The following is a 434-nucleotide window of genomic DNA, read 5'->3' on the forward strand; positions in this document are numbered from 1 at the left end:
TGTTTCCATCGGGAACGGAACAAAAATTATAAATTCTTCAGTGAAGAACAGTCTTATTCAGACCTTCGCCGAAGTAGAAAATGCAGACCTCAATAACGCCATGATTGGAAATTTTGCGAAATTTAATGGGCAATTTACCGAGGTAAGCATTGGAGATTATTCGGTGCTGGAGTAAATTTTTCAGTAAAAAAACCTGTGAAAAAAAGTCTGCTTATAATTCCATTTTTGACCCTGCTGCAGGTGGGACAGCCTGTTAATGCTCAGGTGCCGGAAAAACCGGTAGTGGAAATGGCGCAGGATGATCTGGGGAACGTGACAGATGCTTTTCAGGAACATTTTTTTGAGGGGTTAAAGCAAAAAGCAATAGAGAATTACGACAAGGCCATAGATGCCCTGGTGCAGGCGCTGGCATTAAAGCCAGATGAACCTGTAGT

At 42.2% G+C, this 434-nt stretch carries 2 pseudogenes; both read left to right on the forward strand.

Features of this window, described 5'->3' with window-relative positions:
* Positions 1 to 175 (forward strand): annotated as a pseudogene (locus tag HC175_RS24415) (nucleotidyltransferase); the annotation flags it as partial.
* Between the two features lie 20 nt (positions 176 to 195).
* Positions 196 to 434, forward strand: a pseudogene (locus tag HC175_RS18960) (tetratricopeptide repeat protein); the annotation flags it as partial.

The organism is Salinimicrobium oceani (assembly GCF_012037645.1).